General features: G+C 51.5%; 21 protein-coding genes and 1 pseudogene. 7 read left to right on the forward strand and 15 right to left on the reverse strand.

The window, feature by feature from the left end:
- Positions 1-12: 12 nt before the first annotated feature.
- The gene (locus tag MFFC18_RS12410; protein WP_148618846.1) at positions 13-1,242 is read right to left on the reverse strand and encodes an ISL3 family transposase; all 1,230 of its coding nucleotides are present in this window, start codon (positions 1,240-1,242) and stop codon (positions 13-15) included.
- Between the two features lie 24 nt (positions 1,243-1,266).
- Positions 1,267-1,800 carry a hypothetical protein gene (locus tag MFFC18_RS12415; protein WP_075085915.1) on the reverse strand — a complete coding sequence of 178 codons (534 nt, stop codon included), beginning with the start codon at positions 1,798-1,800 and terminating at the stop codon, positions 1,267-1,269.
- Positions 1,801-2,176: 376 nt separating this feature from the next.
- Here MFFC18_RS12415 and MFFC18_RS12420 point away from each other — a divergent pair, with 376 nt between their 5' ends.
- Both MFFC18_RS12420 and MFFC18_RS12425 read left to right on the forward strand, forming a co-directional pair.
- A complete protein-coding gene (locus MFFC18_RS12420) occupies positions 2,177-2,482 on the forward strand; it encodes a transposase (RefSeq protein ID WP_068267815.1) in 306 nt (101 codons plus the stop codon).
- Entirely contained in the window at positions 2,479-3,363 is an 885-nt protein-coding gene (locus MFFC18_RS12425; RefSeq protein WP_148618847.1) for an IS3 family transposase, read from the forward strand. Before MFFC18_RS12420 ends, MFFC18_RS12425 begins: the two co-directional genes overlap by 4 nt.
- A gap of 105 nt (positions 3,364-3,468) precedes the next feature.
- Here the strand turns inward: MFFC18_RS12425 and MFFC18_RS12430 are convergent, their stop codons facing one another.
- Positions 3,469-4,173 carry a PEP-CTERM sorting domain-containing protein gene (locus MFFC18_RS12430; protein WP_084417077.1) on the reverse strand — a complete coding sequence of 235 codons (705 nt, stop codon included), beginning with the start codon at positions 4,171-4,173 and terminating at the stop codon, positions 3,469-3,471.
- A gap of 419 nt (positions 4,174-4,592) precedes the next feature.
- Between MFFC18_RS12430 and MFFC18_RS12435 the strand changes: the two genes are divergently transcribed.
- On the forward strand, positions 4,593-8,345 hold the full coding sequence (locus tag MFFC18_RS12435) for an FG-GAP-like repeat-containing protein (protein WP_162273941.1): 3,753 nt from the start codon (positions 4,593-4,595) through the stop codon (positions 8,343-8,345).
- A gap of 109 nt (positions 8,346-8,454) precedes the next feature.
- Here MFFC18_RS12435 and MFFC18_RS12440 read toward each other — a convergent pair.
- Positions 8,455-9,414, reverse strand: a pseudogene (locus tag MFFC18_RS12440) (undecaprenyl-phosphate glucose phosphotransferase).
- A 130-nt stretch (positions 9,415-9,544) separates the two neighbouring features.
- Here MFFC18_RS12440 and MFFC18_RS12445 point away from each other — a divergent pair.
- Positions 9,545-10,927: an IS4 family transposase gene (locus MFFC18_RS12445; protein WP_075084259.1), complete on the forward strand. Its 1,383-nt coding sequence runs from the start codon at positions 9,545-9,547 to the stop codon at positions 10,925-10,927.
- 31 nt (positions 10,928-10,958) lie between these two features.
- Here MFFC18_RS12445 and MFFC18_RS12450 read toward each other — a convergent pair whose 3' ends face one another.
- The 9 genes from MFFC18_RS12450 to queA form a co-directional block, all read right to left on the reverse strand.
- Positions 10,959-12,617, reverse strand: a complete 1,659-nt coding sequence (locus MFFC18_RS12450; protein WP_075084260.1) for a J domain-containing protein — start codon at positions 12,615-12,617, stop codon at positions 10,959-10,961.
- A complete protein-coding gene (locus tag MFFC18_RS12455; RefSeq protein ID WP_075084261.1) occupies positions 12,617-13,345 on the reverse strand; it encodes a hypothetical protein in 729 nt (242 codons plus the stop codon). The genes MFFC18_RS12450 and MFFC18_RS12455 overlap by 1 nt, the downstream gene beginning before the upstream one ends.
- A gap of 186 nt (positions 13,346-13,531) precedes the next feature.
- Complete coding sequence (locus MFFC18_RS12460) at positions 13,532-14,200, reverse strand: transposase (protein ID WP_075084262.1); 669 nt, start codon at positions 14,198-14,200, stop codon at positions 13,532-13,534.
- A gap of 176 nt (positions 14,201-14,376) precedes the next feature.
- Complete coding sequence (locus tag MFFC18_RS12465; protein ID WP_075084263.1) at positions 14,377-15,066, reverse strand: hypothetical protein; 690 nt, start codon at positions 15,064-15,066, stop codon at positions 14,377-14,379.
- 265 nt (positions 15,067-15,331) lie between these two features.
- Positions 15,332-15,631 carry a hypothetical protein gene (locus tag MFFC18_RS12470; RefSeq protein WP_075084264.1) on the reverse strand — a complete coding sequence of 100 codons (300 nt, stop codon included), beginning with the start codon at positions 15,629-15,631 and terminating at the stop codon, positions 15,332-15,334.
- Between the two features lie 51 nt (positions 15,632-15,682).
- On the reverse strand, positions 15,683-16,177 hold the full coding sequence (locus MFFC18_RS12475) for a PH domain-containing protein (protein ID WP_075084265.1): 495 nt from the start codon (positions 16,175-16,177) through the stop codon (positions 15,683-15,685).
- 60 nt (positions 16,178-16,237) lie between these two features.
- A complete protein-coding gene (locus tag MFFC18_RS12480; RefSeq protein ID WP_075084266.1) occupies positions 16,238-18,022 on the reverse strand; it encodes an ABC-F family ATP-binding cassette domain-containing protein in 1,785 nt (594 codons plus the stop codon).
- 30 nt (positions 18,023-18,052) lie between these two features.
- Positions 18,053-18,901: a sulfotransferase domain-containing protein gene (locus tag MFFC18_RS12485; RefSeq protein WP_075084267.1), complete on the reverse strand. Its 849-nt coding sequence runs from the start codon at positions 18,899-18,901 to the stop codon at positions 18,053-18,055.
- Positions 18,902-18,934: 33 nt separating this feature from the next.
- Positions 18,935-20,002: a tRNA preQ1(34) S-adenosylmethionine ribosyltransferase-isomerase QueA gene (gene queA / locus MFFC18_RS12490; protein ID WP_075084331.1), complete on the reverse strand. Its 1,068-nt coding sequence runs from the start codon at positions 20,000-20,002 to the stop codon at positions 18,935-18,937.
- Between the two features lie 136 nt (positions 20,003-20,138).
- Between queA and MFFC18_RS12495 the strand changes: the two genes are divergently transcribed.
- Both MFFC18_RS12495 and MFFC18_RS12500 read left to right on the forward strand, forming a co-directional pair.
- The gene (locus tag MFFC18_RS12495; RefSeq protein ID WP_075084268.1) at positions 20,139-20,669 is read left to right on the forward strand and encodes a hypothetical protein; all 531 of its coding nucleotides are present in this window, start codon (positions 20,139-20,141) and stop codon (positions 20,667-20,669) included.
- 182 nt (positions 20,670-20,851) lie between these two features.
- Complete coding sequence (locus MFFC18_RS12500; RefSeq protein ID WP_075084269.1) at positions 20,852-21,202, forward strand: hypothetical protein; 351 nt, start codon at positions 20,852-20,854, stop codon at positions 21,200-21,202.
- A 67-nt stretch (positions 21,203-21,269) separates the two neighbouring features.
- Here MFFC18_RS12500 and MFFC18_RS12505 read toward each other — a convergent pair whose 3' ends face one another.
- Positions 21,270-22,100, reverse strand: a complete 831-nt coding sequence (locus tag MFFC18_RS12505; protein WP_168211090.1) for a metallophosphoesterase — start codon at positions 22,098-22,100, stop codon at positions 21,270-21,272.
- Positions 22,101-22,209: 109 nt separating this feature from the next.
- The gene (locus MFFC18_RS12510) at positions 22,210-22,926 is read right to left on the reverse strand and encodes a PEP-CTERM sorting domain-containing protein (RefSeq protein WP_075084270.1); all 717 of its coding nucleotides are present in this window, start codon (positions 22,924-22,926) and stop codon (positions 22,210-22,212) included.
- Positions 22,927-23,292: 366 nt separating this feature from the next.
- On the opposite strand from MFFC18_RS12510, the gene rpsB reads away from it, so the two are divergent.
- On the forward strand, positions 23,293-24,114 hold the full coding sequence (gene rpsB, locus MFFC18_RS12515) for a 30S ribosomal protein S2 (RefSeq protein ID WP_075084271.1): 822 nt from the start codon (positions 23,293-23,295) through the stop codon (positions 24,112-24,114).
- Positions 24,115-24,257: the final 143 nt, after the last annotated feature.

Below are 24,257 nucleotides of genomic sequence, written 5' to 3' on the forward strand. Positions count from 1 at the left end.
CATCGCGGATCTCTATGGGTCGAGGTCGAGTCCACCGCAGTAAAAGAAGATCGCTGTTTTGTAGTTTTGCCTGTTTCTGTAGCCGCCAACTCGTCGCTTGATCGATTGAATCTTGCTGTTGATTCCTTCGGCAACTCCGTTTGATATTCCACTGAAGGTGCAGTAGCTGACGATGTTGTCGATGCGAGTTTTGATCGTGCGTGCGATTTTCTTCATTGGCTCCAGCCGAGAGTGAATCACCTTGCGGTACCACCACCTGAAGAACTCTTTCGCCTCCTTGGCGGTGTCGTGATGCCAAAGATCGCGAAGCATCTCTTTGTAAGTCCATGCCTTGCCGGTTTCGAGTTTGAAAGAAAACAACGCATCAAGACGCTGCTGGCTTGATTCCTTGAGGTTGTCATAGTTCTTCAGAAACAGGTAACGAGTCCCTGTTAGCGTGTCGTCACCTTCGCTGCGGAGACGCTTGTTCTCCTGCTTGCGAACCTTGTCTACCGCTTCGTTGACCAGCTTCATCACATGAAAACGGTCGTGCACAATCTTTGTTTCTGCCAGGGGAATGTTGGACTTTGCAGCGTTCACAAAAGCAGAGCTCATGTCCATCGCGATGGCTTCGACAGTTTCGATTTGACCCGGCAAAAGTTGAGAAAAGCATTCGTTGGCGGCCTCTTCGTTGTGGCCTTCGGAGATCGCTTCAACCGTACTGTTGTCGAGGTCGTAAATCAGAGTAATGTAGTTCTGCCCTTTCTTGAAAGACTTCTCGTCGATGCCAATGTGAGGCAGTGGACTGGATTGCTTTCGAGCTTGCCCACGCTCGACGGCTCGCTCAAGAATCGTCCAGGTCGCTTCCCAGCCAGTTCGCAGAATCGTGCGAGCGCCTTCGATCGTTTGTGTTGCCTTGAGCAAGCGGATCGCAAAAGCTTCGAACATCAACGTGAAGCGACTGTTGGGACTGGACCAGGGAACTTGAACCTGTTTCACGCCGTGTTCGGGACAATCCACTCGGGGGATCGAAGCTTCCAGCATCGTCTTGAATTGGCAGCTGTCCAGGTGACGCCAGCGACGCGATGGAGAATGGTCATAGCAGCTCAATTTCCGATCGCACTGAGGGCAGCAGAACTTCGTGCCTTGTGCGTGACGCACACTAACGACGATCTCACCAAGTTCCATGTTCAGATCAACGTTCGATACTTCCCAAGGCGTCTCAATGCCAAGGATCTGTTGATAAAGTTCCGTGTCTTGCATTTGCGTTCTCCTTCTCGGAGAATTTTACAGGACCCACAAAATTCCGCGATGGACCATAAAAAGGCCCACTTCATCTCCGGCATGCTCTTTCAGGAGTTCTTTCTGAAGAGCAATTTGCTTCGCTCGTTTCGCTTGGTGAGGCAACAGCACATTATCGAGAGCCCTTAATGTTTTGCGAGTCAAACCTTCGAAAGCAACATTTCTTGCCGACTCTGCCTTTGCGATCATCCTATTTTGCAACGAAACATTTTCATTTGTTTTTGCCTCTGCGATTTGAGAGTAACAATCATCGAAGATTTTCTGAGAAACGACTTTGTATTCGGATCCAAGTCTTTGAATTTTGGTTTTCTGAGAGTCAATCACTTCGAGCTCCCGAGCCATATTTTCCTGACCGAGCAGATCGAAAAATACGCGCATTCGAAATTTAGATGAAACAGTCAGATCGACGTCGTTTTTCTCATTTGCAGTTTCCTGTCCGCGTGAAATACCAGACAGCAGGGCAACAAGAACAATTGCCGAGATTCTGATTTTGCATGCAGGCGTGGCAAAAAAGTTCATTTGTACTTCCAAATAAGGTATAGGCCAAGAAACGCAAAAATTAAGCCGAGGCTCAGTTTCCACAATCGATTAAAACCTCCGTTCGGCGTTGAGGAGAACGAATAAGGTGTCAGGGACGCCCCTGACACCTTTTTCTTGTCCGGAGTATTTTACAATGATTGTGGAACTTTTAATGTTCCCTTGAGCCAAGCTTTCATTTGCTTTTTTTGATCGTCACTTAGTAAATCCTGGACCTGCTCAGTAAATTCCTGTTGAGCCACTTCGCGACCCGTCTTAATTCTCTCAATCAGTTCACCCGATTCGCCCTTGTAGACTGCGATAGCCCAAGACTGGCGGACTCCGGCGGAAGATACGAGAATCCGCTTTGGAGGAAGCAATGTCAAGCAATGGAAAACGCACACGCCGGACTTTTTCAGAAGAGTTCAAGCGTGATGCGGTCAATCTGATCGTCAGTGAGGGCTACTCGTTTCGAGCCGCCGCTGAAGCCGTCAATGTCAACGAGAACAGCCTTCGCAACTGGCATAGAAAGTATGCTCCGGAGCCTGAACCTTGCGGTCCCGAGGCATCGCTGCAACAGGTTCTTGAAGAGAACAAACGCCTTCGCAAGCAGCTGAAGCGTGCGGAACTGGAACGTGAAATCCTAAAAAAGGCGACGGCGTACTTCGCGAAGGAGTCGCAGTGAAGTACGCGTGGATCAAACAACATCGCGACCAGTATTCCATCACGCTGATGTGTGAAATCTTCGGTGTCAGCAAGAGCGGCTACTACGATTCGATTGATCGGCCCGAGAGTAAACGTGCGGTTCGTTCTCGCGCGATTCGCGAATCTGTGAAACAGGTCTACGAAGAATCAGGGCAGATCTACGGCAGCTACAAGATCGCTGAGGAACTTGCTAACGACGCTCAACTGGAAACGGCTTGTCGCAACACGGTAGCGACAGCCATGCGAGAAATGGGGCTTAAAAGCTGTGTTTCGCGACAGTTCAAACCAACGACGACCAAGTCAGACCCTGACAAAAAGCCTGCTGAGAATCTTCTCTCCCAGGAGTTTGATGCCGAGGCTCCGAATCGCAAGTGGGTGGCAGACATCACTTACTTGCCGACGGCCGGTGGTTGGGTTTACCTCGCTGTAGTGCTGGACCTGTTCAGCCGCAAAGTTGTCGGTTGGCAGATGAGCGATCGATTGACGACACCGATCGTTACCGAAGCCTTGAGGAAAGCGATTGAATCCAGACGGCCAGAGTCCGGAACGCTGCTTCATCACAGCGACCGAGGCTGTCAGTACACCAGCGACGCGTTTCAGGGAATTCTTCGCACGCTGAACATTCAGTGCTCGATGAGCCGAACAGGATGCTGTTACGACAATGCCGTCATGGAGCGCTTCTTCTGGTCGCTGAAGCACGAATGGACGAAGCATCGTCGCTACGGAAACCTTGAAGAGGCTCGCATGAGCGTCTTCAAATACATCGAGGCGTTTTACAACTCGAAGAGAATTCATCAAACTCTGGGATACCAGACGCCCGAAGAATTCGAAAGAAACTATCGTGCAGCTTTAGCTGCTTAACATAAAACCGGAGTCCGCCGGTCTTGGGCTATCGCAAAAATCTGCGCAAAAAAAGACCGTACTCGAAAAGTACGGCCCGAAGTGTTTGTCTCAATTCGCGTTGGCTTAGCGACGTCGTCGCACCAAGCCAAGCAATCCAATCGTCCCAAGGATCACAAGTGATGATGGCTCTGGAACAGCGGCAGCAACAATGCTGAAATTGTCCATCGTGAGATCAATGTCTCGCGTGGAACCATTCAGCGCCCAGTCTTCTCGGATCTGAACATAGAGTTGCTTGTCTTTCGAAGCGTCGAAACCACCCTGTGTGACGAAGTCACCGGTTTGATTGTTGTCCAAGGTCAACGAGAATTCATTCAGGCCGCCGGCAAGATCAACGGGATTGATAGCTATTGAGTGAGTCGTGATTCCGCTAACTTCGCGCAATTCAAACCAGACTTGGCCCGGTCCAGCGACTGAGTCAACCGCGAAATCGAATGCCATAGTGATGTCGCTGAGCGCTAGTCCGTCGAACGCGGCGCCGGAAATGAATGGTCCCGAGACCTGAGTGCCCGCCCAGCTCGGATTCGAATCTTTGTCGAACATCCCAGTCTCGAGCAACAGTCCGTTTGCAGAGCCATTGAGGCCGCCAGCAATACTCGTTGTACGCGTAGGCGTGTCCGCATTGGCTCCGCCGTCGGAGTAGGCGCCGTCTGTCCATCCGGCGACCGTGCCACCTTCGAAGTCTTCCTGGTAAATTATTGTGTCCGCCGAAGCAGACATGGACCCAAACGACAACAGAGCCGCGATTAAAAATAAGAATTGTCTCGACATGAAGAATCTCCTGGATGTGTAAAGTTAGCAGCGTCTAACCGAATGCAAAATAGCACTAAAATTGCGTTGATTGGCCATTATTCTCTACTGACCGGTTAGCGATAGCAAGCCGCATATCTTGCAAAAACCATAAGATTGCCCCAGTCTTGTAATCCGTACTTTGCCGCAATGTCCCATAAGCGTGCAGAAAACTGCGTAGGACCGTGGCTCGAATTCATTGTTCTTATTTATCGGCTCGAAAGCGGAAACCCTATTGGCTACAACCGAAACGACAGATGGAAGGAGCAGAACGTATTAGTAGGAGAAAATGCTCAACGCCAGTTGCTCTTGTTATGATGAATCTCAATCAAAAGTTGTCGTTATCGAGATCCAGACGACGCAGCTCGCCTTCCTATTTCAAATTCAATTGGAACTTTCACGTGCGTAGCTACTCAGTTTATTCAACTTTCAACCTAATTTTGCTTTGCGTCTTTGTTGGTTGCACGGCCAATGAGTCGGATAATTCCACCGGCACCAAACAAGTCACCTCGCCGCCTCAATTGATTCCTGGCGACTACGAACAGATATCGGTTTCGCTCTACGCAATACCGCACGGAAAGCCCGCTCTGGAAGATGGTGGCAGCAAGCACCGTTTTGAGATGGTCAAGAACACGGGGATAGATTTTGCGAACGATTTTGATCGTGCCCAGTTGCTTCGCTATATCGAGACAGGATCCGGCGTCGCGCTTGGCGACTACGACAACGATGGCTTAACCGATGTCTATCTCGTTGCGACTGACGGTCCGAACAAACTGTATCGCTGTGTTGGCGATTTCAAATTTGAAGACGTAACCCAGGAAGCCGGAGTCAATGGTTCGGTCAACGGGCGAGATGTATGGGGATCGGGTGCTTCGTTCGCGGACATTGAAAACGATGGTGACTTGGATTTGCTCGTTTGCAACATGAAAGCGCCAAACATTCTCTACGTCAACCAGGGTGACGGCACGTTTATCAACGGGACAGATTCAGCTGGAATTGCCTATACCGGCGGCAGCAAAGTCGGCAGCTTTTGCGATTACGATCGCGATGGCGATCTGGATCTTTACCTTTTGACATATCAGGACATCGTTCCCGAAACCAGTCACAGCTACTTGAAAGATAAAGATGGAAGAGTGGTCTGGGTGGATCCTAAAGACCGCGATGATGTTGGCATCGTTGACGGACGACTGCTCGAAGCCGGCGAGCGCGACTTTCTGTTTGAGAACAATGGCGACGGCAAGTTCAAGGACGTAACCAAACAGTCCGGGACCTGGGCTCACGAACCCGGTCTTTCGGTTATGTGGTTCGACCACAACAAGGACAATTGGCCAGACATCTATATCGGGAGTGACTTCTGGCAGCCCGATCACTTGTTCCAAAACAATCGCGACGGCACATTTACTGATGTCCTTCCGGCGGCCGCGAGGCACAGTCCCTGGTTTTCGATGGGCAGCGACGCTGGCGACTTGAACAACGATGGTTGGTCCGAACTGATGATTGCCGATATGTCATCGCAAACTCACTTCAATCAAAAATTGAACATGGGCGGGATGTCTGACTCTTCATGGTTCCTGCAGTACGGTGCCCCGCGGCAGTACATGCGAAATGCTCTTTATATCAACACCGGAACCGGTCGGTTCATGGAATCGGCGTTCATGAGCGGCCTGGAAAGCACCGACTGGACCTGGGCGATTCGCTTTGCCGACCTCGACAATGACGGACTCCAGGACATTTACGTTACCAACGGTCACGCGCGGGATATGATGAACGCCGACATAAACAATGAAGTTAGACGTCTCAATGAGGCTGGAGAAAAAGAAAAAGTACGTGACGTTAACGCGGGAATTCCTCCACGCAGGGAAACGAACGTGGCGTTCAAGAACGAAGGCGATTTTGCATTTCGACAGATCGCACAGGAGTGGGGTTTGGACCATTTAGGCGTCAGCCATGGCGTTGCTTTTGCTGACTTTGATGCCGATGGCGATCTGGATTTGATTGTCAACAATCTTTACGAACAAGCGACGGTCTATCGGAACCGGACGGCTGAATTGAACGAATCCAATGCGATCACGGTTGATTTTCGCAGTCAGAAAAACAATCTGCTCGGCTACGGGACGAAAGTTGAAATCTGGCACGGCGATGTGCACCAAACGAAGACGCTAACTCCAGTCCGCGGCTACCTTTCGTCGGACCAGCCGCTCATCCACTTTGGAATCGGAACCGCATCGTCGATTGATCGAATGCTGGTGACATGGCCAGATGGAAAGCGGCAGGAGTACAAACAGCTTGACAGTGGTCAACACTATCGCGTGATCGAGACGCCAGAAGACTGTCTTCCGGAAGTCGACGTCGACCAGAAGACATCGATCGCCAGGAGTTCTACAAGATTCACAGATGTGGCCGCCGAGGTTGGATTGGACTTCACCCATAAGGAAGAAGAATTCGACGACTATGCGAGAGAACCGTTGCTGCCGTATAAATTGTCGCAACTCGGAGCAGGTGTGGCGTGGGGCGATATCAACGAAGACGGCTATCCCGACGTCTATGTTGGAGGGTCAAATCTGCAAGTCGGTCAGTTGTTCGTCAATCGAGGTGGACTGAGATTTGAGAAATTGTTTGGTCCGTGGGTTGGTGCTTATCAATACGAGGACATGGCGCCGCTGTTTTTTGATGCTGACGGAGATGGCGATCTGGACCTGTACGTCGTTAGTGGGAGCAACGAAGTCGCGGAAGGAACGTCCGCGCTTCAGGATCGCCTGTACATTAATCAAGGCGATGAGAGATTTGAAAACGCGGCTGAGGGCGCACTGCCAAAAAACAGAGACAGCGGAAGCTGTGTTGCCGCAGCGGATTTTGATCGCGACGGTGATCTCGATTTATTCGTCGGCTCCCGTTCGGTATCTGGGAAATACCCGTTGGCCCCAACCAGCCGTCTGTTGCTCAACGATGAGGGCAAATTTTCGGATGTGACGGACTCCATTGCAGACGGGCTGTCGAACGTCGGAATGGTCAACTCGGCACTATGGTCGGATTTCAATGGTGATGGTTGGATTGATTTGATCGTGGCGAGTGATTGGGGGCCTGTATCATTTTTCAAAAATGAAAATGGCAAGCTTTCCGATGTGACCGAGACGATTGGAATGGGACCCTACAGGGGATGGTGGCATGGGTTGGCTGCGGGCGATTTTGATGGCGATGGTGATCTCGATTATGCGGCGACCAACCAGGGGCTTAACACAAAATACCACGCCGACTTGGACCATCCGCATCGAATTTACTACGACGATTTCGATGGAGACGGAACGCTTGATCTGGTTGAAGCCGAATACGAAGGCGACACTGAATACCCGGTTCGTGGTCTTAGCTGTAGTTCCCAAAGCATGCCATTTATCGCAGACAAGTTTGGAACGTATAAAGAATTTGCGGCAGCCTCTTTGTCAGATATCTATGAGCCATCGATCGAGTCCAGGCCCTATCTCGAGGTCACATGGCTGTCGTCTTCGGTGATTTGGAACGAGGGAGTCAGCGGAATGCGAGTCGAAGCCTTGCCAAGGCTGGCACAAATCAGTCCCGGGTTCGGCATTGAAGCGGGTGACTTCAATGCAGACGGAAAACTTGACATCTTGCTGGTTAACAATTTTTTTGGCTCACAGCCGGAGACCGGTTTTATGGATGGTGGCCTGGGGTTGTTGCTGACTGGTGACGGCAAGGGAACTTTTAAATCGGTTTGGCCAAGGGAAAGTGGCGTCGTGTTGGAAAACGATTCGATGGGTTTGGCGACGGCTGATTTTGATCTTGATGGCGATTTGGACGCGATTGCGAACATTAACATGGGCAAGACAGTGTTGTTGCGAAACAATTCGCCAGCAGGTCCGTCGCTGACAGTGAAGCTTAAGGGGGCGACTGGAAATAACATGGCCGTTGGAGCTCAGGCTCGAGTCAGAATAAAAGACGTTGGGGAGCGATTGTTTGAAGTCAGATCTGGCGGAAGCTATATCTCTCAGTCGCATTCTCGTATCGCATTGCCAGGCGTTTTTGCTCAAGATATCGAATCAGTAAAAGTTTGCTGGCCAGATGGGTCCGAGACTCAGTGGGAATCAGAAAAACCGCTTGTCGCAAATAATACTGAAATCGTTGTTGAGCAAATCCAATGAGCCTCTGGATCTGTCAGGCTACCTGCTCAACTTGTTCAAAAAATGCCTCGGCTGCGAACTACACCTGTAGCTAGTGAAACGGCCGATTCTAGAACCAGGTTGTCGAATCCTAATACGCGTTTTGCCGTGAGAACACGACAAACAGAGTCTTGAACATGATCTTCATGTCCAGCCAGATCGACCAGTCGCGGATGTATTTGTGGTCGAACTTGATACGGGCTTCCATCTTGTCCAGCGTTTCCGTCTCGCCACGGCAACCGTTGACCTGAGCCAGGCCGGTCATGCCAGGTTTGACTTTGTGTCGCAGCATGTAACCTTCGATCTCCTTGCGATAGTACTCGTTGTGAGCATTTGCGTGCGGACGCGGTCCGACCAAAGACATCTGACCAGAAAGCACATTGAAGATTTGAGGAAGCTCGTCCAGCGAGGACTTTCGAATAAAGCCACCGATCGGAGTGAGTCTCGAATCGTTCTTGGTCGCCTGAACGACTTTGGCTCCACTCTCACAAACTTTCATGCTGCGGAACTTTCATACATCGATTTGCTTTCCATCAAGTCCGTATCGTTTCTGCTTGAACAGAATCGGACCTCTGGAAGTCAGTTTGACCGCCAGGGCAATCAGCAGCATTGGGATCCCTGCGATTAACAACGCCGTTGAAGCAACGGAAATGTCCAGCAATCGCTTTAGAAATCCGTCGACGCCGAAGAGCGGATTTTCGAACACACTGACGACCGGCAAGCCCTGGATGTCGGTCCAGCACGAATTCAGCATTTGGAAAACGAACAAGTCGGGCACGATGTAGACCGAGGCCGTTGTGTCGGTAAGCTCTCCGATGATCGATCGGATTCTGTCTTCGGCTCGCATCGGCAGCGTGATGAAAACGACTTGAACTTCTCCCCGCTTGGCTGATTCGACCAGTGAGTCAATCTTTGCTTCGTTGCGATTAATCGATTCAGGAAGGGTTTCCAGCCGATCGACCGGACGGTCATCGTAGAATCCGGAGAACGTCATCCGCAAGTCAGGTGTCGCGATCACGTTCTCGGTCAACTGGATTCCAAGAGGTGTCAGGAGCGAATGGTACTTAAAGCTTGCAAGTGTAGGTGCATCGGTTGGTTATGTCATATTGACGCACAGGGGCCTCACCTGCGAATGAGAGGTTGGAATTTCGACGTTTCAGTCCCTCGGGCAAGGAGGCCCCATGATCGTCCGGTTCGGCACGCTACGCCAACGCGTCAGCGAAGCACGTAAATTTGATGGCCTGTTCTTCGCATCTTTGATCTCTCAAGAAACTATAGAGAACACATTCGGAGATGCAAAGGCGACACTCGACTCGGCGCAGATTTACACGACTGCTGTCACGGTTTGGGTGTTTCTTTCTCAGGTCATGAGCATCCACCATGGCTGTGTTTCAGCTGTCGCCAAACTGATTGCATGGCGAGTCAGTAGAGGTCAGAGTTCCTGCTCAGCAGCAACGGGAGCGTACTGTATCGCTCGTGACAAACTCGACGAGCCTTCCATGCAGCGACTCGTCACCGAAAGCGGCAAGGCGATCGACTCTCAAGCTCCAGACCAATGGCGATGGAAAGGACTCCGAGTCGTCGTCGCCGACGGAGCCACGGTCACCATGGCCGACACCGCCGAGAACCAGAAAGAGTATCCTCAAGTAGGTGCTCAAAAACCCGGCTGCGGCTTCCCGATCATCCGCGTCCTGGTGCTGTTCGCGCTTTCAACGGGCGTTGTTCTGGAGACGGCTTTGGGAAAGTATCAGGGGAAGCTGACACACGAGGTAAGCCTGCTTCGAACCATCGACGCAATCATCGGTTCAGGCGATGTTTTACTGGCCGATCGTGCGTTTGCGGGCTGGTTTGAGATGGCCCGCATGGAGCAGCAGGGAGCCCATTTTGTATTACGAATGCACCAGATGCGGAAAGCAGATTTCCGTACGGGCATTCGATATGGCAAAGACGATCATGCGATTCGAATCGACAAACCAGTCCGTCCCAAATGGATGAGCGAGCAGGAGTACGAATCGTACCCGGAGTTCATTGTCGTGCGGGAGATCAAAATACGTGTGACTCAAAAAGGATTCCGCACCAGAGAGATCATTGTTCACACATCGTTTGACGACGATATCGAGTACAGCAAAGACGAAATTGGTTTGCTGTTTCGTCGCCGCTGGCAAGCGGAGCTAAATCTACGATCACTCAAAACAGTGATGCAGATGGAGCACCTGCGTTGCAAGAAGCCTCATCGAGTTCGAAATGAGTTGCGGGCTCACTTGCTGGCTTACAATCTGGTCCGGCAAACGATGGCGGAGGCAGCGATTGGAGCGGACGTACAGCCTTGCCAAATCAGTTTCAAATCAACACTCAACGCCTTGTCAGAAACGCTTCCAATCCTGGTTGCTTTAGCTGACATTGACCAACTCTGCGATACGCTACTCGAGTGTTGTCGACAGCATCAAGTTGGCAATCGGCCAGATCGATACGAGCCCAGAGTTAAGAAGCGAAGGGCAAAGAGCTATCCATGGATGACCAAACCAAGAAAGCAATATCGACTCGGTGAACACAAAGGCAAGTGAGCTTTAAGTGCCATTCGTCCCTGACACCTTTTCAGCCTGACACCTTTTCAACCAGCCGCATTGGGTCGGCTTCACATTGCAAGATTCGTTGGGCGGCCGAATAGATGTGCATCGCTGGGTCTGCTTGTAGATGAGCCGTGATTTCGTCAGCGTCCATCAAATCGTCTCCGTCTCCGAACTTCTTGTTTTCCAAAGCCGACAGAACGGACGATAGTTCATGAGGCATCATGGGAATCACGCGAATTAGCTTGAGTAGCTCACCTCGAATTTCAGCATACGGTAGTCTTCTCGCCGGCCGCGAAATCCTAATGACAATATATGCGGCGATGATGCCGCCAATGATTGTGAGAACCGACCAGAGTATGTCGAGGATTGCCGACAGCCAAAGCCCGTTCATGAATCGCAGGGCCATTCGAACCAGAAACATGATCGCAACGATCAGCGCGAACAGTGCCACGCCCACGCCGACTAGAGCGAGCCAGTTTCCAATGGCATGCTCAAGACCTCGAGAAGTTCGCCTCGTCGTACGAGCCATGAAATTGAAAGCGTGATTGGCGACTTTCTCTCTCTCGAAATTAACACTTCCCTGCCGGCTGGCAACATCTTCGATCACGTGATTCCAGGCTTTCAGGAGTTCGCCCATTGGCTTGTCCGCCGGGAATTCATTCAGTAGTTGTGTCCCGTTGGCGGCGAGATGATGCTGGCAATCCACAATTAATCGATCCGACTTGCCTTCCAAATCAAGGCACCACTGCCGCATCGCTTCGTTCATTTTCTGAAGCAGCCCACTTTCATTCTGCACATGCTCGCTGCGCCGATATTCGGCGATTTCACTAAGCATCTCTAACTCTTGCTGAGCCCAGACTGGCAGGTTGAAGTACTGATCCTCGATTTCTGCGATCAGTCGTGCGAACCACTCGTCATCCGCTTTCCAGATCGCGGGTTTGAGAATGTGAAGATAGAAAATCACGATCGAGCGACCAGAAGTTGTCGTTAGCTTTTGCTCGCAACGGTCCAGCACTTCACGAAAATCGTCAAAATTGCACTCCCGGATGAGGCGATCCCAAGCCGGTTCCGTAAGTTGAAAAAAGCGATTTCCAGGCAAGGCTTTAAGTGATTTGAAAATTGCTTCAGGCAATCGATCCGTTTTAACGTGGTGTTCCAAATATTCGCGGAACAACGCACTGAGTCCAGGTTCGCGAGGATAGTTGCGGATGCCCTCCAGCAGCCAATCTTCAAGATTTTCATCAGAGTGAGGATCGACTCCATCGAGGATTGCCAGTTGGAAATAGTCACGAGGCGACTTCGCGGATTTCGCGGACAATTCAGCCAGTAGCGTTGCGATAGATTCGCTTTCCAGTCGCTCAACAACACCAGGCTCACTCAAAGTCTCCGGCTCAGTCTGTAATTTGGAATCTAACTGCTTCGATAAGCCAGCGAGTGCAGAAGACCAGTCAAATTGAATTCCTGGTCCATCGTTGCTGTCGCGGTACCGAATCAGATTGTGGATATGCTCGTAGGCAGCCCGAATTCGCTGAAACTCTTGAGGATGCCTTTCTGGTTTGAAACGCCGAATGAGTCGGTTGTAACTACGTTTGAGTTCCCTTGTTTCTGCATCGCGTTTGACACCAAAAAATCCCCAGGGATCGGCGGGAAGTAGCTCCCATTTGGGTTCGGGCTGGTCGACCATTATTTTGCAAAACCTTCGGCGAAGATCATCGAACCAACGATTCCCAAAGCGCCGATCAGCACAATAATTGTGATCATGAAAGCGCAGCCGAGAAACATGTTGGAACCTTCGTCTTCAAGTTCCAACGAAGAGTCAAAATCAAGAATTTCATTTAGCCAATTGCTTTCAAGTTCGTAAATTTCGGGCGCCTTTTCGTATATGCCATACACATTTTTCTTGAAAGATTTGATTGCGTTGACATAACTTTCTGGATTGCTTTCAGGCCGCATCCAGCGAAGTTGAGCTTCGCGAATCTCATTGGCTTCACTGGGACTGGAAACCAGGACGCGGCAAAACTCTTTGAAGAAATGGTCGTTTGTGAAAGATTCCCCGGTCAGCTGCATCAGTTGATCTTTTTTGCCCAAAACACTCTGGAGCCTCGTTGCAGCGGCGGAGATTGCTGGAATGCGGCAGGCCATCAGTTGGTTCAATGCCGACTGTAAAGACTCCGAGTCCTGACGCCAGAACGATTGTCTGACTGCCTCGAGTTTGGCTCGCATTTCCTCATGCAGTTTGTCTTGGTCAACTTCAACAAGGTCAGCTTCAATGACTCCATCGAAATTTACAAACTTGCGTCGCTCGTTCAAAATTTCGTTGGCACGTTCGTTCGGATTCAACACAAGCGTCGAACGAAGGAAAGTCAGCAATCTTTTCTGCTCTTCAGGATTGGCGGCGTCAAGATTTTCCATCAGGTTTCTGTGCTACAGCGATGTCGAACTCACTATCGACAGTGCAGCAAGTTCGCCCCGCGTCGTTTGATTTCTTCCTGCCTGAACCAAGGTTGCAGGGTCAGAATAAGGTGTCAGAGTCAGAATAAGGTGTCAGGGACCGATAAATACAGAGTCAGGATAAGGTGTCAGGGACCGATAAATAGGTCAGGCGAGCTTTTTCGGTCGTCCACGGGGACGCACCGTTGATTCAAGTCGGCAGCGCTTCACAGTCTTTTCCACCCATTTCTCCGATCCAAATGGTACACCACGCTGAATACTTCGAGCAAGCGCTTTGTGCTCCCCATCACCCAACGCCTGATTCACACGGCCAATCCAGTTCGGCAATCGCCGCACCGGCCAAGGAGACAGTTCGATCGGAGATTCGCCACCTAGCCAGTTCCACAGACTGCCCCAGCGATATTGCTCGGCTCGTTTAACAAGATTGGCGCGAAGTGCATTGCGTTCCACGTAGCGACAGACAACGTGAAAGTGATCATCGTCTTCAACTGGAAAGCTCTTGTATCGTCCCTGATAGACATGGCCGTAACCAGTCGTTTTGTGGCGGGCGTGGTATCGCTGGGTGTGCGTGAGCGTAATCCAGCCAATGAAGGCAGACATGCCCCCGTCAACGCGAGGCGAAAGAACCATATGCCAATGATTGTTCATCCATTGATAGGCAATCAAATCAACTTCAAATTTCTCCAAGCCTTGAGCGATCAGACGCTCAAATGCTTCGTAGTCTTCATCCTTGAAGAAGATTGGATTGCGGGCGTTGCCACGATTAAGCGCGTGATAGATCTCGCCAGCTTCATCGGCGCGTGGAGAACGGGGCATTTGAAACTCCAAAGAAAATAACCGCAGTATAAGATCGTACTGCGGGTAAATTCTAGAGTCTCAATTGCTACAATGCAAAAGCAAAGTGGCCTATTCTGCCAAATTGGTCCCTGACACGTCCCTGACACCTTTTCAGCCAGCTTGACACCTTTTCAGCCAGCTGGACTGGACACCTTTTATTCATGACCGGCTTTAATTTGTTCGAGTTGGTCTAACCAATCATTCAGATGCTTGGTCGCACCATCATCTCTGTTTGGATTGAAAAGAATCAGCAGCGCATTGCCTGAAATCATGTGCCTTGCTGGAGTTGGCAGCTCTAGCTCGTCAAAAGAGATTGCCTGAATATCGACGTTGTTTTCAAAGCCAAGTACCAATAACGACGAAACATGGGTTTTGCCTTTTTCCTTTAAGGTTGTCCCGGCCATGTAGCGAACAGTGCCAATTCCATCTTGGATGGTCTTCGTAAAACTGAGAATCGAAGGCTGATCCGCTATTTTGCTTCCGAACGTAGAAAGTTCGATTGGGTCATCAAATGCACGATACTCAGAAACACCTTGCGGAAACTTGCTTTCATTCCATGGTAGAAATTTGCTAATTGCAACGAGGTCATCAATTGTTAACTCGCTGTCTTTGCGCTCGTAAAAAGCGATTGTCTGCTGCGCGTTGACCTGGCTAGTGATAGGAAGAATAGTCGTTTCCCCATTGGCTCGAGAAGCAAATCTTGAATCGAAAATTGCAATTAACCGATCAATTCCCTTCCGTTTTACCAGATGAATTTCCTCACATTCCTCTATCTCGTAAGCGCAGGCACATGCTCGTGAGGCATTGGCTACCGAATCACCATCGACTCCCGAAATCAGCGTCAACGAAAATGAATTATTTTTTTGTACTTGGGCGCAAACTGACACACTTAGAAGGCAAAATACAAAAACGACTTTCTATCATTGACATCCACAATCTAACACGCATCGTCTCTTCCTCTCAGTTTCAAAAATGTCTTTGCCATGATCCGTCGTGGCCTTGACATAGGGTCAGAATAAGGTGTCATGGGTCAGAATAAGGTGTCAGGGACCATTTAATAGGTCGGGCGAGCTTTTTCGGTCGGCCAAGGGGACGCACCGTTGATTCAAGTCAGCAGCGCTTCACAGTCTTTTCCACCCATTTCTCCGAGAGCTTGGAGCTTGGAAAGGGGTCATTAGTTTGAACCGGACGAGTGACAAACGAATCTGGCAAGCGGAGAACGATGTCGCTACGCGTCATCGCCAGTGTTTTACTCTTGCCAGACTGGTTAAAGTTCAGGAAGCGATCTTCCGCATCGTAACCATCACTACGCCCGATGTGTCGTAAAGCTCCGTCAATCGTGGGGCGGTCGATGCTGGTCAGCTGCCCCAATTCGTTGTCGCCTCGATCTTCGATTTCGCTGCTATCCACTTCAATCGTGCCCAGTAACCCACGGTCGGTATAGAAGCTCAGGGCACGCGATTAATCGCGGCGCCGATATGTATCGATCAAAGCCTTCACCTTTTCGGGATGAGGAACGCCGGAAACGCTGATTTCCAAACCGCTTTGAGCCGCACTGGAGATTCCGATCGTGCCTACATCGAGAATTCGCTGCAACAGCGACTGGTCAAGCTGAACGTTTCGAACATCCTGATGCCAAACTTCAGTAATCGATTTGGACAGGATCCCACGACGGCAACTCGTTCGCTCCGACGTCACGGTCAGCGTTGTGGCTTTACACTTCAGCCACCAGGCCAGAAAAGCGATCAGGCCAATGACCATCGGAATGGCAATTTCCAAAAACTTGGTCAGGTAAGAAGTCTCAAACGGCAGAAATGGAAACGCGAATCCGATCAGGCTAAGCAACACCAGGATCACGAACCACAACGGTTGGTTGCGAAACATGGACGGATGCGCCTCGTAGAGAATGTTCTCGCCTTCGACCGGCTCAAGATCAGAATCAACTTTTTCTTTCATGGAATCCTTCTTTTCCTTGATGATTGGCTCGCACTCCGAACCAACAGTTTAGCGATTATTTTACGCGTCGTCAGTGTTTTCGGTCAGCTCAAGCCATTTGGTTTCGGCTTCTTCCAGCTTCTCCGAAACTTTTGAAAACTCATCATGCAAAACGAGAGCCTTGGACGCATCGGTGCACGTAAGTAGCTGTTCGTTCAGATCCTTCTTTTCCTGGTCGAGTTTTGCAACCAATTTCTCAATATTCCGAATTTCCTTCTGAGCCTTGCGACTTCGATTGAAAGTTTTCTGACCTTTGCCCGACTTTTGTTTCGAATCCCCCCCCGAACCACCGCCCTTGGTATCGGTTTCCCGCCGCCCATCGGTAATTTCCTGATTGATCGAATAGACGTAGGCATCGTAGTCGCCCAAATAGTTCTTGGCCGACCCGGCACGGACTTCAATCACCGCGTTGGCGACCCGCTTCATGAAGTGGCGATCGTGAGACGTGAAAATCACTGTGCCCTTGAAGGCTTCGAGCGCCAAAGCCAGCGCCTCCACCGTTTCGACATCCAGATGGTTTCCAGGTTCGTCCAAAACCAGAATATTGAAGTCCGACAACAGCAAGCCAGCCAGGCACAATCGGGCACGCTCGCCACCGGAAAGCACTTTGACTTTCTTCTTTACATGTGAATCGCGAAAGAGCAGGGCACCGGCGACGGCCAGAACCTGCTGATCCGTCGTCCCCGCCATTGCCTGGCCTTCGAGATACTCGATGACCGTTTCGTTTTCAGGGATCGAAGTGTAAACGTGCTGAGCGTACGTTCCGATTCGGCAATGCTGACTCCACCGCAAACTGCCGCCCTTGGGTTCCAGCGACCCGACCAACGTTCGCAGCAAAGTCGTTTTACCCTGACCGTTGTCGCCAACGATGCCAACGCGTTGACCGTGTTCGATCTCCAGCGTGATATCGCTCGCAACGTCGACTCCGGGGTATCCGATCACCATTTCCTCGCAGCGAAACGCCGCACCGTTGCGCGGATCGACGACCGGAGCCTGAATGTACGCCGTGCGTTCTGCGGATTCGATATCGATCAGGCTCAACCGATCCAATTGCTTCTGCTTCGAGCGAGCCTGCGACGCCGTGCTGGCCTTGGCCCGGTTCTTGTTGACGAATTTTTCAAGCTGCTTTTGTTTCGCCAGTGTCGCCGCGTTGACTCGCAAGTCATGCTCTCGCTGCTCTTTCTGATACTCCAGAAACTTGTCGATCTTTCCCGGGTACATCGTCAGTTTCCCGCGGTCCAGCGAAAGCGTTTGCTCGCAAGTCGCCGCCAGAAACGCTCGATCGTGCGACACAATCAGACACGCGCCGCGATAACTGCGGAGGAAGTTCTCCAGCAAAATTTGGGTCCGCAGATCCAGAAAGTTCGTCGGCTCATCCAGCAGCAGCAGTTTCGGATCGTGCAGCAGCAATGCCGCCAGCTTGACTCGCGTTTGCCAGCCTCCCGAGAGCGCCTTCACCGGCCCGTTCAGCTTCTCGCCCTTGAGCTCGAACTCACCTGCGACCTGGCCACAACGCCATTCCGGCTGCTCGCTGTCTCGCATCAGGAAATCGAGCGCCGATTCACCTTCGGCAAACGGATCATGCTGTCGCAAGTATCCGACGGACATGTTCGGATGACGAATCACGTCCCCGGAATCGAGACCTTCCTCGCCCAACAGAATTTTCAGCAACGTCGACTTTCCGGCGCCATTGCGGCCGATGAAGCCGACTTTGCGATCGTCAGTAATCGTCGCTTCGGCGTCTTCCAGCAACACCTGGTCACCGAAGGATTTGTATGCGTTTCGAATTTGAAGCAGAACAGCCATGAGCAAAAATCTAAATCATCTTTCCGGGACCTACCAGTCCGTGCCTGTACAGTATTCCTGACGTTGCAATTCATCACCGGCCTCATCCTTGAACCAGCGTTTAACATCGTCGGTAAAATAGTTTTTCCAGTCACCCACGGTTCCCTTGCGCAGAAACTCATTCGGGCGTTCCTCGGTAAATCCGGGCTTTAGGTGACCTTCAATTTTCGCGGCCCGCGTCGGCTTCACGCCAAGAAACTCAAACAGGCTCTTACGTTCCGCTTCGACGTCCGCGTGCAAGTCTTCATACTTGAGGACGTGAACTGGCAAATTCGGAAACTTCTCCGTTGCCTCGCGATCACGCTCAAGGTGCTCTCGCCACCATCGAGACGATTCGCGAACCATTTCTTCCTGGCAGAGCAGTTTTTCCGGATTGTTTTTGAAGTACCACGGATCGTTGCGAAAGCTCTCATAGACCGCGTTGAGTTCCGGAAACCGTTCGAACAGACGATGAGATTCCGGGCGGTTGTACAGATGGAAAGCTCGGCTCACAAGCACATCTCTGCCGTCGCGGACGATGCACACGTGCGGTGCGCCGCGGAGCACGATGGGCTCGATCGTATGCGGCGTTCGGTCGCCGATCAGTTTGGCTTTGGGATGAGCCGCGGACTCCAGCATTCGTTTCGTCAGGGCTTCGAACTCACTTCGCAGCTTTTTCGCAAGCTCATCATTGCCGCGATAGAGCGGCAGTTTTCTGATCGCGCGATTGATCGGCATCACGTGGTCCTGCCAGTGAAATTCGCCGACGCAATCGATGTCCTTGTGGCTGCTGAGCAAGCTGCCCAGCCAGTTGGTGCCGGACTTCATGAAGCCGCGAATACAAAAGTAGCGTTTTACCATGGGTGAGTTTAAGCGATGATGAATTTGGCGACGCTAGAGGATCAGCATCGCATCACCATAGCTGAAAAAGCGATATTTTTCATCCACGGCTTCCGCATAGGCTCGCTTCAACAGTTCGTCGCCGCCGAGCGTTCGGATCATCACCAGCAACGTGCTGCGCGGCAAATGAAAGTTCGTCATCAGCCCGTCGACCACCTTGAATTCGTAAGGCGGCTTGATGAACAGATTCGTATCGCCAACCCAGGGCTTGAGCTCGCCATCGCTACCTGCGGTTTCCAGCACGCGAACCGACGTTGTTCCTACGGCAACGATTCGCCCGCCATCCGCACGGGTCTGGTTGATCAGATCGACTGATTTCTGGTTGATCTCGCCGGTTTCATAGTGCATCACGTGCTCGTTCAGGTCATCAGCCGTGACAGGCCGAAACGTTCCGATGCCGACATGAAGCGTGACTTGAGCGATTCGAATGCCTTCGTCGATCAACTCCTTGATCAAACGTTTCGTCAAATGCAATCCGGCCGTCGGAGCCGCAACCGCGCCGGCAGTTTTCGCATAGATCGTTTGGTAGTCCTTCAAATCCGCGTCGACCATGTTTCCATCGCGAATGTAGTGCGGCAATGGAACGCGCCCCATTTGCGACAACAACGTTTCGTAGTCACCTTCGGCTTCCGGTCGCACCGCCCAGGCTCCATCGTCGAGCCTGGCGATCATTTTCAACGTCGCCCGATCCACGCCGTGGCGATCAGTGACCGTGACGGTTTCGCCGGGCTGCATTTTTCCGCGGGTCTTGCAGAGCAGTTTCCAGTTTCCGTTTCCGTCGGACTCGAGGAACAAACCTTGCCATCGGCCACCGGTTTGAGTTCTTTTTCCGACCAGCTTTGCAGGCAAAACTCGCGTATTGTTCAGAACGAGGCAGTCACCGGGCTTCAATAATTCTGCCAAATCGCGAACATGGTAGTGATCAATGAAGTCGCGTTCGCGGCTGACCATCATCAACCTTGCGTCTTCGCGGTTGCGAAGCGGATGCTGAGCGATCAGATCTTTCGGCAATTCGTAGTCGTAGTCCGAGGTCGCAAGTTTGGGTTGGGTTTCGTTGGGCATCGAAATTTCAAAGGGCACGGGTTGGGTCAAACTCATTTTATCGGCATTCCCGAATCCCAACACTGCAAATAAAAAAGAACCAAATGGGCTGGCCTGCGTAGTGCAACACGGTCGGCAATTTAAAGGGAGAGACGCGATGCTGGAATGGTTTACCGAGAGTGCGTTCTTTCCGTCCTGCATCGGCATTCTGCTGACGATCGCCTTCATCGGCCTGGCCGTGTCTTCGGGCGAAATGCTGATGATGAAGATTGGCCTTGGGATCGCAGTGCTGACTGCGCTGCTGATCACAACCGAAGTTATGATCGTGACCGATCGAGAGCAGGTCGAGAACTCGCTCTACGACATGGCGTCGGCGATGGGCAAGAACGATCTCGATCGTGTGTTCAGCTACCTCGATTCAGACGAACTGATACAGCGAGCCAAACACCATCTGCGCGATGCAACCTGTCACTCGTGTAACATCACTGCGATCAACGAGGTCACCGTGGACGATGACGGCCAATCTGCAACGGCTGATTTCGTGGCTTTCGCGTCAGCCAGCAATGCTTCTTTCCCCAGCCCAACGCCAGTCCAGAGGCGGGTAAAGCTGTTCTTCAAGAAGAAGTCCGATAAGTGGAAGATTGTCGACTTTGAAGCGAAAGATCCACGAGCTGGACTCAGCCTTTAGATCCGTCGATCATCGTTACAGGCAGGATTCCGTCTCAATTTGTCAGGGAATCATTGGCTTTTGGTTAATTTCTGGACAATTAGGCAATGATTAACAAATTTGCCAATGTTCAAATGTGGAGATAGAATGAATTTATCAGCCACTTCCACCGGACTGATACCACCTGGACAAGAGCCACCCAAATGACACGAGACGAATCGAATTCCGAGGCAGGAACAGTCGGGATCGTTCCGCCACCATCGCCAGAGGGATTCAGTGCGGCCGAATTGGAATCGAGAAAAGGTCGAAAGAAGCCAAAGCTGTATTGCTTCCACTGCAATCGCATGGAAGGCCATTCGAATCCTTACATCGGTGCCTGGTTCTACTCATACTTTATCGGCCTGACGTTTGGGCTACTGCACTTCATCGGACCGTTCCGCTGCACTTGCTGCGGTCGCCAGCGACTGATGTTTCGCGATTGGGCTCATCCCAAGTTCCACGTCATCATGGCTCGCAACCGAGCCGCAGCGCCGACATCGCGCCGGTCTCGCTAAGTCGTCGCTTACTTGTTCTCCCGTGCTTTGTTGAACCTGCGAATCCGCGCGACACCACGCGTTGACTCTATCCCTTGAGCAGTTTGAAAACCGTGATCTCTGGTCGCGACATAAATCGAACTCGACGGGTATGGCCGATTCCTCGATTGATGTACAGCCTGTGACCGCCTTCGATCTCATAAAAACCGGACAGATATCTCTTGTTTTGAACCGGGCAAATCGGTGCTCCGATCAACGGAAAACGACACTGACCTCCGTGCGTATGCCCGCAAAGAATCCAGCTGCTGTAGCCATTCCAGATTGGAAGATCGACCGTGTCCGGATTGTGGCTTAAGACGATCGATGGGTGCGAGGCAATGTCTCCGATCACTTGCGCTGCGGCCGTCGGATTGAAGTCGCCAAACCAAAAGTCTTTTAGGCCCGCGATCTTCAGCCCGCCGAGGTCGACGGATTCTTCCTGCAGCAGATTCAGTCCGACAGAGTTGAATTGGCGAGCGAGCTCTTTGGTGTTTTTCGCAAACGCGACAACTTGCGAGTGCCCGTTGCCGAAATCATGGTTGCCCAGCACGCAGGCGTTGCCGATGCTGCCGCGAGGAAACTGCTCCATCAACCGCAGGCCCTTCTTCAGATGCCAGGCCGAGCCATTGTCGAGATAGTCTCCTGTGAAGAAAACGAACTCAGGATTCAGCGACTGGACGTACGCGAATTGGGCACGAAGATATGAGTCACTGACTCGCGAACCGACATGCAAGTCGCTGATTTGAACCGCAGTCGTGTTGACCAAAGAATCTGGCAAGCCTGCGATGGGCAGTTCATGATGCTCAACCGAAACCCAACGCGGTTCGATGCCGAACGCGTACACTCCCAGCCCAGCCAGCGTTACGGCAGTGCTCCGCACGAAGAACTTACGTCGGGAAATTTTGGGCTTTGCGTCCATGCCTCAACGATAACGCATAAAAAAGCCCGGCTGCAATTCCGGGCTCAATTCATCACAAATTGACTCAAAATTAACGCGTCTGACGTCTGCGCCGACGAACGCCCAGCAAGGCGACTCCGGCCAAAACCAAGCCCATCGCAGAAGGTTCAGGAACAGCCGTCACAAAGTCGACGCTGAACTCCTCGAACGATCCAACCACGGTTGAATTCCGGTCGGAAAGCTCAAGACGCCAGGTTCCCTGAGTCGACAAACCGGCGAAGACTCCGTTGAGCGAAATCGGTGCTCCACTGACACCTGCCGATGCACGATAGACGCCAGGATTCTGCATCGTGGCGTCAGATTTGCTTCGAATCTCATAGTCGGTCGAACCAATTGCGGCTTCAGCCCACAGGTCGTTGTTGGTGGCGTCCGAAAAGTCGTAGTCGCCTTCGAAATTGGACTCGTCGCCCACGCCAAGATTCGGGTTGCTTTTCCCGACTCGCGAAAAAAGAGCCGTTGCGGTGTCGGATTCCACGTGCCGCACGATTGCGACCAAGTCACCTGCAAATTCGTGAGACAGGCCTTCGATCGTGAACGTCGCCTGCTCAATGATCTCGTTTTGAGTGATCGTGATCGTGCTTGCCGAAATTGGCACGCCGCCGACATTTGCGTCCGGGATCGTAACCGTCGCGTTATTGCTGGTTGAACCCTGGACATCAGCCAGCAGGGAATCAACGTTGATCGTGACGCACACGAAAGCGAGGAAAGCGAGAGGCATGCTTCTGACAAGCAACTGGCTTTTAATCATGAGAATCCTTTCATGTTGGTGAATCTTGGTTCTGGGACACTTCGCGTCCAATGTGAGCTCCGTCCGAGTTAGAATTCTGGTTTAAGATAGGTACAATTGGCAACCCCTGATGATTCGCTAGCTCCATTTTATTTTGCCAGGCCGACCAGCCGTTTCTGAGGCTTCACGGCGGTCAAAAATGGGCGGAAAATGCGGAAAAAGAGCCCGTTCTCGCAAACTGTGGAATTGTCAGCTGTGGATTCGCCCGATACACTACCCAACCTCATTGCCATGGTGGCGGTGTAGTTTTCATTTGTTTAACTCTGTTGTCCTCGCGAAGCCCTGATTTAAGAGCTTCACCATGCGAAGCAACACGATGGAGAAAATATGTCTGTAAATAGCCTGGTTCAGGAACTTATTGATGCCGGCGTCCACTTTGGACACCGTGCGAGTCGCTGGAACCCAAAAATGCGTCCTTACATCTATGGACGCAAAAACCAGATTCACATCATTGATATTCGCGAAACAGTTCGCGGACTTCTGCGAGCCAAAAAATTCATCTCGGAAGTCGCCAGTGAGGGAAGTCTGATTCTTTTTGTCGGCACCAAGCGTCAAGCTTCGGCTGCGGTTGCTCGCGAAGCCGAGCGTTGCAACATGCCTTACGTTAGCGAGCGTTGGCTCGGTGGCGCGTTGACCAACTTCTCGACAATTCGCTCACGAATGTCTCGTCTTGAGGAACTGGAAGAGATTCGCGGCGGCGACAAAATCGCTCAATACTCTAAGAAAGCCCAGTCGTCTTTGAATCGCGAGTATCGCAAAATCTACCGCAACCTGAACGGTATTCGATCGATGAATCGCAAGCCTGGTTGCATGATCATTGTTGATCCCAAGAAAGAAAAGAACGCGATCCTCGAAGCTCGCGCCTTGGGTATCACCACGATCGCGTTGATCGATACGAACTGCGATCCGGACATGGTCGACCTTCCGATACCCGGAAACGATGACGGTATTCGTGCTGTTGAAGTCATCATGTCTCACATGGCAGATGCTGTGATCGCCGGTGCCAAGAACGTCGTCGCGAAGAACGAAGGCAAGGACTCGGGCAAACGCGATTCGGGCAAGAAGCCTGCTGCAGCCGCTCCGACACCTGCACCGGCTGAAACACCAGCCGCCGCGGCAGCAGAGCCAAAGACCGAAGCGACCAGCTAGGTTTCGTCCTCTGATTGAGCTGTCGGAACCTGTTTTCCGACGGCTTCATTTTCTCTTCGTTTGCGTCAGTTATCTTTGCGAACGAACCTCCAAACCAAAATAATACTCCGTACCTCAAATCTATTTGGGAACAGCAGAAGGAA

Source organism: Mariniblastus fucicola, from assembly GCF_008087665.1.
In the GTDB taxonomy this organism is placed as follows: Bacteria; Planctomycetota; Planctomycetia; order Pirellulales; family Pirellulaceae; genus Mariniblastus; species Mariniblastus fucicola.

Excerpts from the sequence above, each read along its gene's own strand:
- MFFC18_RS12420 (WP_068267815.1), top strand. The coding sequence starts at position 2,177 with ATGTCAAGCAATGGAAAACGCACACGCCGGACTTTTTCAGAAGAGTTC.
- MFFC18_RS12450 (WP_075084260.1), bottom strand. The coding sequence starts at position 12,617 with ATGGTCGACCAGCCCGAACCCAAATGGGAGCTACTTCCCGCCGATCCC.
- MFFC18_RS12410 (WP_148618846.1), bottom strand. The coding sequence starts at position 1,242 with ATGCAAGACACGGAACTTTATCAACAGATCCTTGGCATTGAGACGCCT.
- MFFC18_RS12445 (WP_075084259.1), top strand. The coding sequence starts at position 9,545 with ATGATCGTCCGGTTCGGCACGCTACGCCAACGCGTCAGCGAAGCACGT.
- rpsB (WP_075084271.1), top strand. The coding sequence starts at position 23,293 with ATGTCTGTAAATAGCCTGGTTCAGGAACTTATTGATGCCGGCGTCCAC.
- MFFC18_RS12415 (WP_075085915.1), bottom strand. The coding sequence starts at position 1,800 with ATGAACTTTTTTGCCACGCCTGCATGCAAAATCAGAATCTCGGCAATT.
- MFFC18_RS12460 (WP_075084262.1), bottom strand. The coding sequence starts at position 14,200 with ATGCCCCGTTCTCCACGCGCCGATGAAGCTGGCGAGATCTATCACGCG.
- MFFC18_RS12480 (WP_075084266.1), bottom strand. The coding sequence starts at position 18,022 with ATGGCTGTTCTGCTTCAAATTCGAAACGCATACAAATCCTTCGGTGAC.
- MFFC18_RS12510 (WP_075084270.1), bottom strand. The coding sequence starts at position 22,926 with ATGATTAAAAGCCAGTTGCTTGTCAGAAGCATGCCTCTCGCTTTCCTC.
- MFFC18_RS12500 (WP_075084269.1), top strand. The coding sequence starts at position 20,852 with ATGACACGAGACGAATCGAATTCCGAGGCAGGAACAGTCGGGATCGTT.
- MFFC18_RS12485 (WP_075084267.1), bottom strand. The coding sequence starts at position 18,901 with ATGGTAAAACGCTACTTTTGTATTCGCGGCTTCATGAAGTCCGGCACC.
- MFFC18_RS12430 (WP_084417077.1), bottom strand. The coding sequence starts at position 4,173 with ATGTCGAGACAATTCTTATTTTTAATCGCGGCTCTGTTGTCGTTTGGG.
- MFFC18_RS12495 (WP_075084268.1), top strand. The coding sequence starts at position 20,139 with ATGCTGGAATGGTTTACCGAGAGTGCGTTCTTTCCGTCCTGCATCGGC.
- queA (WP_075084331.1), bottom strand. The coding sequence starts at position 20,002 with ATGCCCAACGAAACCCAACCCAAACTTGCGACCTCGGACTACGACTAC.
- MFFC18_RS12475 (WP_075084265.1), bottom strand. The coding sequence starts at position 16,177 with ATGAAAGAAAAAGTTGATTCTGATCTTGAGCCGGTCGAAGGCGAGAAC.
- MFFC18_RS12455 (WP_075084261.1), bottom strand. The coding sequence starts at position 13,345 with ATGGAAAATCTTGACGCCGCCAATCCTGAAGAGCAGAAAAGATTGCTG.